The 7,733-nt window shown below is 44.0% G+C and carries 13 protein-coding genes and 1 pseudogene; 3 read left to right on the forward strand and 11 right to left on the reverse strand.

Going from position 1 to position 7,733, the window contains the following annotated elements; genetic code table 11:
- Positions 1-3: 3 nt before the first annotated feature.
- Positions 4-207 (forward strand): annotated as a pseudogene (locus tag ACERC6_RS09895) (TIGR02594 family protein); the annotation flags it as partial.
- A gap of 153 nt (positions 208-360) precedes the next feature.
- Here the strand turns inward: ACERC6_RS09895 and ACERC6_RS09900 are convergent.
- Entirely contained in the window at positions 361-528 is a 168-nt protein-coding gene (locus ACERC6_RS09900; RefSeq protein ID WP_284673098.1) for a hypothetical protein, read from the reverse strand.
- On the opposite strand from ACERC6_RS09900, the gene ACERC6_RS09905 reads away from it, so the two are divergent.
- Entirely contained in the window at positions 501-818 is a 318-nt protein-coding gene (locus ACERC6_RS09905; RefSeq protein WP_373628898.1) for a D-Ala-D-Ala carboxypeptidase family metallohydrolase, read from the forward strand. The two genes, ACERC6_RS09900 and ACERC6_RS09905, sit on opposite strands and share 28 nt — an antisense overlap.
- Before the next feature lie 4 nt (positions 819-822).
- On the opposite strand, the gene ACERC6_RS09910 is transcribed toward ACERC6_RS09905, so the two are convergent.
- The 7 genes from ACERC6_RS09910 to ACERC6_RS09940 form a co-directional block, all read right to left on the reverse strand.
- Entirely contained in the window at positions 823-1,503 is a 681-nt protein-coding gene (locus ACERC6_RS09910) for an RloB family protein (protein ID WP_373628899.1), read from the reverse strand.
- A 16-nt stretch (positions 1,504-1,519) separates the two neighbouring features.
- Positions 1,520-2,806 (reverse strand): ATP/GTP-binding protein, encoded by a 1,287-nt coding sequence (locus ACERC6_RS09915; RefSeq protein ID WP_373628900.1) that lies wholly within the window; start codon positions 2,804-2,806, stop codon positions 1,520-1,522.
- A 203-nt stretch (positions 2,807-3,009) separates the two neighbouring features.
- Positions 3,010-3,465: a phage virion morphogenesis protein gene (locus tag ACERC6_RS09920; RefSeq protein ID WP_373628901.1), complete on the reverse strand. Its 456-nt coding sequence runs from the start codon at positions 3,463-3,465 to the stop codon at positions 3,010-3,012.
- Positions 3,458-3,988 (reverse strand): phage tail protein, encoded by a 531-nt coding sequence (locus ACERC6_RS09925; protein ID WP_284673103.1) that lies wholly within the window; start codon positions 3,986-3,988, stop codon positions 3,458-3,460. Before ACERC6_RS09925 ends, ACERC6_RS09920 begins: the two co-directional genes overlap by 8 nt.
- The gene (locus ACERC6_RS09930; protein WP_284673104.1) at positions 3,975-4,781 is read right to left on the reverse strand and encodes an N-acetylmuramidase family protein; all 807 of its coding nucleotides are present in this window, start codon (positions 4,779-4,781) and stop codon (positions 3,975-3,977) included. The genes ACERC6_RS09925 and ACERC6_RS09930 overlap by 14 nt, the downstream gene beginning before the upstream one ends.
- A 3-nt stretch (positions 4,782-4,784) precedes the next feature.
- The gene (locus ACERC6_RS09935) at positions 4,785-4,991 is read right to left on the reverse strand and encodes a tail protein X (RefSeq protein WP_284673105.1); all 207 of its coding nucleotides are present in this window, start codon (positions 4,989-4,991) and stop codon (positions 4,785-4,787) included.
- Positions 4,988-5,437, reverse strand: coding sequence for a head completion/stabilization protein (locus ACERC6_RS09940; protein ID WP_373628902.1), 450 nt, complete (start codon positions 5,435-5,437; stop codon positions 4,988-4,990). The genes ACERC6_RS09935 and ACERC6_RS09940 overlap by 4 nt, the downstream gene beginning before the upstream one ends.
- 301 nt (positions 5,438-5,738) lie before the next feature.
- On the opposite strand from ACERC6_RS09940, the gene ACERC6_RS09945 reads away from it, so the two are divergent.
- Positions 5,739-6,476 (forward strand): BRO family protein, encoded by a 738-nt coding sequence (locus tag ACERC6_RS09945; protein WP_373628903.1) that lies wholly within the window; start codon positions 5,739-5,741, stop codon positions 6,474-6,476.
- A gap of 60 nt (positions 6,477-6,536) precedes the next feature.
- Here the strand turns inward: ACERC6_RS09945 and ACERC6_RS09950 are convergent, their stop codons facing one another.
- The 3 genes from ACERC6_RS09950 to gpM all read right to left on the reverse strand — a co-directional run.
- The gene (locus tag ACERC6_RS09950) at positions 6,537-6,680 is read right to left on the reverse strand and encodes a hypothetical protein (protein ID WP_373628904.1); all 144 of its coding nucleotides are present in this window, start codon (positions 6,678-6,680) and stop codon (positions 6,537-6,539) included.
- 78 nt (positions 6,681-6,758) lie between these two features.
- On the reverse strand, positions 6,759-6,914 hold the full coding sequence (locus ACERC6_RS09955; protein ID WP_373628905.1) for a hypothetical protein: 156 nt from the start codon (positions 6,912-6,914) through the stop codon (positions 6,759-6,761).
- A gap of 174 nt (positions 6,915-7,088) precedes the next feature.
- The coding region (gene gpM, locus ACERC6_RS09960; protein WP_373628906.1) for a phage terminase small subunit at positions 7,089-7,733 on the reverse strand (645 nt) is incomplete at its 5' end.

A 7,733-nucleotide genomic window follows, 5' to 3' on the forward strand; every position in this document is an offset into this window, starting at 1 on the left:
AAAATGACTTTTATCAAAGATAATGTCTTTCAATATTTATCCGTAAAACTACCGGCACTCGGGGCATTCATCATGCTGGTACTCATCCCCGCCCTGCAAGTGGCGGTAGATTATCAGATTATCCCTACGCAATATCATGCGTTCATTACAGGAGCTGTCATGATGTCGCTATCTTGGGTTGGTCGCAAGATTCATCAGCCCAACCTAAAAACCAATAAAGCCCAATTCTTCAAGCAGACTGCAATAAGCAGTACGAAGAATGTATTTTTTGGCATCGCCAAAGAGTTGCTGCACGATGTGGCTTCTCGTGAACTAAAAAAGCTCATCAAAAAATCCAACAACCCATAGCGGACAGATAGGTTAGTCAAGCGTTTTGGCGTACTCAACCAAAGCGGTTTTGATTGCCATTGCCTTTGAGCATCCCTTGCGTGCTACAATGCTCTCAAGGGCTGCTAGGACTTCTGGCTCGGTATGACTGATGACAAGTCCGATGCGTGCCAATGCGTGTGAGCTCAGGCTATCGCTCACCCACGCTCAACCGTGCCATCGTTGGCAGCACCACATCGGCACACTGTTACGGGCTTGCGATTGACTTTACCGCCCCAGCCTTTGGCGACACTCGCAAAGTCGCCCGCTATCTGGTGGCAGAATTAAAGGAGCGTGGCATTAAATTTGACCAGCTAATCCTAGAATTCCCAGATTCGCCAAATTCATGGATTCATTTAGGCTACAAACACCCCAATGGGCGACAGCGTGGGCAAGTCTTGACCGCTGTCAAGCGTGGTGGTCGTACAGTTTATCTGAGTAGGCTTAGGTAGATCACTAAGACCTTCTGGCAGCGCTATGCTTTAGACCAATGAGGTATTCAACCAATTCATGCACATTTGTTGAAGGATTCTTTTGATCAGTTTCATCTGCATCTTTAATAGCAAATTTTGCATTTGAGATAGCATCAGCTTGTTTACTCCGAAGCTTGGAATAAGCTTCGGAATTATTTTTTTGATAAGGCTCATGAAAAGTATTTTGCCAAAGACTATTGGCATTCCTTTCACATACGGCCGAACTCATAGAACCTCGATTTCTCTCAAAATGGCAAATGTACCAATATTCAAAGCTTGGATATGACACCACTCCATAGTATAGAGCAGAATTGGCTTGCTTATTAGCTGTAGAGATTTTTTGAATGGCTTGATTAAACGTACTATGCTCATCACGATCTATAACACAATAAACACGATCGTAGTGAGCCTCAGAGTTGGCGTCCTTATTTGCTTCCATTGTCAATTCGATAGCGCGATCAATAACATGAATTGGCGCAGAACGACTGCCTACATGATCTACCTGCACATTAACACTAGAAAGCTTTTCGGCTTTTATCAATCCCTGAAAATAGAAAGGCTCTGTTTTTTCTCCTTCGCAAACAATTAGCACCTTGTCGTATGCCTCGCGTATCTGAGGTCTACGAATTAGATTTCTATCTTTTTTTCTGCTTTGTCTCGCCATGATGACCCCCTTTTTTCTATAAATTATAAAATTCTTCGATAATTGGAGTGGCGCCATATCTTCCATGTAGGTAAGCTTCTTCAACATCTTCCCGTCCTTTTCTCGGACTAAAGTCAGTCAAAGGATATAGCACTGTGTCGCGATCACTGTTTTTTTCACAAAACCAAATTTGGTCTCTACGTAGCAGATCTTGGCGCAGTACAGAAGTTTCATGCGAAGTAAAAATTAACTGCCCGTTACCAGAATTATTCTTCGAATTGAATAGACGTACCAAATGTTGCACAAGTTTTGGATGCAAGCTGTTATTCAGCTCATCAATGATGATTGTATTTCCCTTTTCCATCACATCCATTAACAGCATAGCAAACTCAAACAATTTCTGCGTACCATCAGACTCTTGCTCCAATTCAAACTCTATCGGCCTTCCCAGGCTATCCTTGTATATAAAGAACACCGCTGCATCTTCTAAGAAACGCTCCACAACCATTTGTCGAAGCTCATCAGGGAAATCTTCTGGGATATTCAACTCATCCGCATGACGCTGTCGAAAATCAATATCAAACACATCAATGCCGGCTTGACGAAGAAATTCAACCAACAACTTTCTCTTGTTGTCGTCATTTCTACAGACATCCTTGGTGAAGTCACTACCAATTCGATTGCTAATAATGATAGGCATCTTAGCAGTCATTGCTTGATAAATTGGTAGTAACTGGGTGCTATTTAAGTGAGTTGCCACAGATAAAAAAAGCTGATTTTCTCTAGTACTCTCCTGCCAATAGCTTTTATTACCCTTAAAGAAGCTGGACGTGTTCCATTTGTAGCTACCAGACTCATCATCATACATGCGATGAAACCAAGCTTGTTCGCGTGATTTTGGATAAACAGATAGCCATTCTTCATAAACCATCTTGCGATCGCAGCTAAAACCATAAATAACTTTAACAGGTTTCTTTTCACCTTCTTTATTTGGTAATTCAACAACCAAAATCAACTCAAAGTTCGTTGGCTCTTTTGCCATTTTTACATCAAAGGCAAATGGATTTAAAGGCAATAAGGCGCCCGGCTTGCTGTCATTGGAATTTGCAACAATGTTCTGCATGCATCGCAATGCCTTGAGCACATTAGACTTCCCTGAAGCATTCGCACCGTAAATTACAGCGGTTTTAAGTAATTCCGGAGCGCTTAGAGCATCAGATGAGAAATAATTGTCAGGCATTTCGGTGGCGCTATTTTTTACAAGCGACAAGGTTTGCTCATCTTTTATAGATCGGAAATTTTCAACAGAGAATTGAATAATCAAAGCATTACATCCTATTTTTAGGCGGAAATATGGCAAATTATGCCAAAAATTACAATAATAATATCATAATACCCAAATTTAGCAATCCCTACACTTAAGTATTTTATTATAAAATTTTATCATCAGCTACAGCAACCAATAACGAGAGTTTGCATTTTTACCACCTTATCTATTAATTTTGCCAACATCAAGGCAAGCCATCATCATAAGATGCCATCAAGATATTCGAGCACCATCTCATCAATCAACTGTTTATCCTCATCAGAGATACCCAGTAGCTCACGCACAGGATAGACGGCGGTGGTGCCACGCTTATCGCCGATGCGTGCGGTGAGTCCGTACTGATGTACTTGGGCGATTTGTGCCATGCGTCCGACATGGCCCACGGCAAAGCCTTCTTTGCTGTGTTCTATCTTCATGTGCTTGGCGTTCTTGATGGTGTTCATCATCTTTTTACGCACCCGTTGCCCCTTGCGTTTACGCTGGGGCTTTTTGGGTGCGTAGCTTGAACCATCGACATTCTGCTGGGCGGTGATACGCTTTTTTTGGTTGTTGCGTAGTTTCTGGGCGAGCGTCTTTTTGAGCTTTAACATTTGCCCATCAGACAGCCCATCAATGATACGCCCCAGATGTTCGGGTAGATAAGACAGTTCAGCCACGAATATCCACCAAAGGCATTTCAAGCATCCATTTTTCTTCCGGCATGCCTGTGGGAAATTCACACAAAACCACATCATTCTTAGCATCGATGAGCTGCACCTTTTGACTGACCGTTGGGCGTGTGTAAGTCGGCTCTGGTGGATAATCAATGACCACCCTGCCGTCCACTTCTTTGACGATGACTCGCTCAGTCAATGGCAGTGTGATGGATAAATCAACTTTGCGATTATCCAAAATATCTGCCACGAATGTGATGCCGTCTTTTGCCTTATCTGTATTCGCCATCAGCTCGCTTTGGTGATCTCGTAGCCATGCGTACAGTGCCACAGCCACCACCGCCATGTCTTCACTAAAATCTGTGATGATGATGTTGAGCGTATAGCGATACTCAAACGATAGCCCATTTGCCAGCGTATTCACCATCCGCCCTTCATCTACATAGATGAGCAGACGGTCAGGGTTTTTGGCAAGTGCGGATATGCTCGATAACAGATGCCTTCTTAATAAATCAGGCTTTTTCACTGATTAACTCCAATCGGCGTAGCTCACGCAAGAACTTGTAGTCATAGCCATGCTTCTTATAAGCCCTGCCATTATAAAGCGTAAATACTTTGTCCCAGTCGCCTGTTTGCAGGGCATCAAGCAAGCCTTTTTTGGTCTTACAAAATCGAACAAAAGCATCAAGATGATGCGACTCGCCTTGTCGCATCAAAGATACAAATTCATCAACAGACGCATACCCCAATACTTGCCAATTCTCACCCATGACCTGAAACATGCCCCAACTTGCTGAACTGTACGCCAAATCTTTATCAATGGTTTTTGCAAAATTAAGTCGCACATATTCTGACGCACCGCCCTTATATCCACCCGTTTTGGTGCTGATGATATTTGGGTGGCGTTGGGCAAGTGTATCCGCTGTATTTTTGCCATATTTGGACTTGAGCAAACGATAAAAAACATGACGCTCAAACAAAATTGCAGGCTGATCAACACCGAAAAATCCTGCACCACGACTTTCTACTTTTGCAAAAGCCTGCACCACATTGACAGGCACACCAAGCTCATTGGCGGCTGTCTCATAGTCTGCCATAGACAACAGATGTATGGACGGTTCGCCATACAATGCCTGCCATGTCTTGATGCCGACCACACCATCTACCGCCAAGCCAGCCGACCGCTGAAATGCCATCACCGCCTTTTCGGTAGCACGCCCAAAATCACCATCAACGGCAAGTTTGGCACCATTTTCGTTCAGTTTGACTTGTAGCCGTTCGACTTGTTCGCCCTTGTTTCCGTATTTAAGTAGCTTCATGTTTTAGCTCCATAGTTGAATGGTTTGTTTGACAGGGTTGGTTGTGATAAGACTAGGCAAGATGACTTTTGTGCCAATGGGCAAGATGACATCTTCTTTGGCAAGGTGCGGATTGACCGCCAATATCTGCTCAACGACCGATTTGCCATAGTAGCGATGGCTGATGGCATCGATGCTGTCGTTTTGTATGCTATAAATAATGCGGTTCATATCAGCTCCACTACGGTTTGATTTCGCCCTTGCATTTGTGCCAACGCCCACATCTTATTGCGGCGGTATTCGTCAATGGTGGCGGACAGCTCTGCCGCTTTATCATTGCCCTTATTCGTTGAGTCATAGTTGCGGTATTTTTCACACACCTTTGCCCCCACGCCGTTGGCAACGGCAGAAAAATACCAAACTTCAAAGGCATTTTTGCCATCGATAAAAACTGTGGATAAGTCGGTAAGCCTGCCAGCTTTCTTGGTCAATGGGTCAAGCAGTCGCATGACATCAAGTGTCTCTTCTAAGATAATCTGATGTAGCCGTGCGTCTGTAACCGAGCCATCAACCCGCACAAAATCACGCACATCAGCGACACTCACCGATGGGAAAAATTCCCCACCGTCAATCTGTGATAAGGCTGTGGATAACTCGCCATTGGCAATCAAACTCATATACTCTCCAAAAAAACAACTTGCAAAATAACCGATGATAGGCTATGATGTGCGTATGGTCTCAAAAGCCTATAAAGCAAACGGTCATCACACCGTTATTGTGATTTTTTTATGCCTACGCATACCTTATTTGATAAGTTATGACCGACGGTGCGATGAATACAATACCCGCAAGGGGAATAAATCCGCCATTTTTTGCTTTATGGTTTTGAGCCGTTGGTCGCCTTACTTTCTCCGTAACACCGATTCAGTGTTACGAGAAATAAGGTAAAATTCAACCTCTCAAAAAAGGTAAAAGCAAATGCAAACTCTCACTTTTCAAAACATTACCCTAACCCCTGCTAAAATTGATAACCAAATTTGGCTTACTTCTGCCGACCTTGCCAAAGCATTAGAATATTCTGATGTTCGTTCGGTTACTAAAATTTATCAACGCAACGCCGATGAATTTACAAGCGGTATGACCGAAGTGGTCAAATTGACCACCACGAATAACAACAGTAATTTACAAACCTCAACCCGCATTTTCTCCCTGCGTGGTTGCCACCTGATCGCCATGTTTTCCCGTACAGATGTTACCAAAGAGTTCCGCCAATGGGTGCTGGACATCTTGGATAAGGAAGTGGGCGAGCCTACCATCTGCACCTGTGAGCCACGCCTATCTGACTGCCAAGCCGCCACACTCCATAAAGCCGTCAAAGCCAAATGTCGCTATGAACGCCGTCATTACCAACGGCTGTATAACGCCCTGTATGATGAGTTTGATGTCAGAAGTTATAAAGCCATCAACCCTGCCGACTATCAGGCGGCGATGGACTTTGTGCGACGGTTCGAGCTTGACCCCATCGCCAGTCTCAATCTGCCAGCCATCCACAGTATCCTTACCGACCAAATCCGCCAAAACCGTGAAGCCAGAAGCGAGATTGATGGTCTGCTTAGTGGATTTCGCCGAATGCTGGAGCATATCGACGACTTACAAAGCCGCCTGCATGTCAGTGAACGCAATGTCGCTGCTCTACAACGGCAACTGTTAGGCTAGGTTCACTACCCCACAGCTTAAAACCCACCCCACGCAGCCCGACTGTGTGGGGCTTTGGTGCTACCACCAGCGAACAGCCGTGATGATGTCTGGCGATTGCCAAGCGATGATAAACAATACAATAACCAGTGCTGTTTTAAATAAGCCGTATTTTTCCATACAATGTTTTGCCAGTTTTACAATAGTTGTGGTACAATATTCCACAGATTAGCTCCTTAGGTTGGTTAAGGGGTTGGTTAGAAAAAGTCCAAAGTTTGCCGCTTTGGGCTTTTTTGCTTGGGTTTATAATCGCTCAATAACCGATACCAGCACAGGCGATAATGGAAACAGTGCCACAACCAATAACACAAAATACACCAACCGTCTAAATAAGGCGGAATTTTCGTATTTTTCAATCATTTCAATCACCCATTTCCCCAAATTTATGTTAAAATTCATTTATGATTTAATCCTTCTGTCGTAAGGGTTAAGTTTAGAAAAAGTCCAAAGTTCGCCGCTTTGGGCTTTTTTGTTTTTGTATGCCTAAAATACACGGGAACGGCTTGCCTTGGATTTGTTTGACCAAGTCGCCAAACCCTTGCAAGCAGACCCGTGTTAGTGCGAGGCACCCTGTTAAGCAGCGGCTAATTTTTTGGCTTGTGCCAAGTCTGACTTGCCGCCACATTTATCATGTAAAGACAGTGCCGCAGACAACGCATTGACTGCCAACTCTGCCCCTTTGCCTATTTCTTTGGTTTGCATCAAATAATGACGACCGATGGCAAGATATAGCTTAGCACGAACTTCATCTGGCATATCACGCTCTGTCTTTGATAGACTGTCGTCATTGAGCAATTCGTGCAATGACTCTAGGGTGTCAATCGCTGCTGATTCATCTTGCTTGAGTCTTTTAATCTCAATCTCAGCAATCTCTTCAACAACAACACAAGCCACGCAACGCTTAAAACTATCAGGCATGATGAGTTCATGTTGTAGTGCGTATCTAGCAATCTTAAGAGCGAAATCATAACGACGCAAATCGATACACCACACCATGATTGTCATCAGCACTTCGTCTTGTACGCCCCCACCTGACGACAACACCCCTTCACAATAAGGGATGTAGTCATCAATAAGTCTGGTCTTCAAATCATTTTTTAGCTCCAAGCCTTGCAGCTGTTTTAGACGGTGCTTATCATTGGCAAGATTGGCAAGCTTTAGCTCATAAGTCGTTGCATGTTGCATTTCGCCATAGACCGCCATTTTTTCGGCGGTTTG

Origin of the sequence: Moraxella sp. E33BD, assembly GCF_041807865.1 — a bacterium.
Classification (GTDB): domain Bacteria; phylum Pseudomonadota; class Gammaproteobacteria; order Pseudomonadales; family Moraxellaceae; genus Moraxella; species Moraxella haemolytica.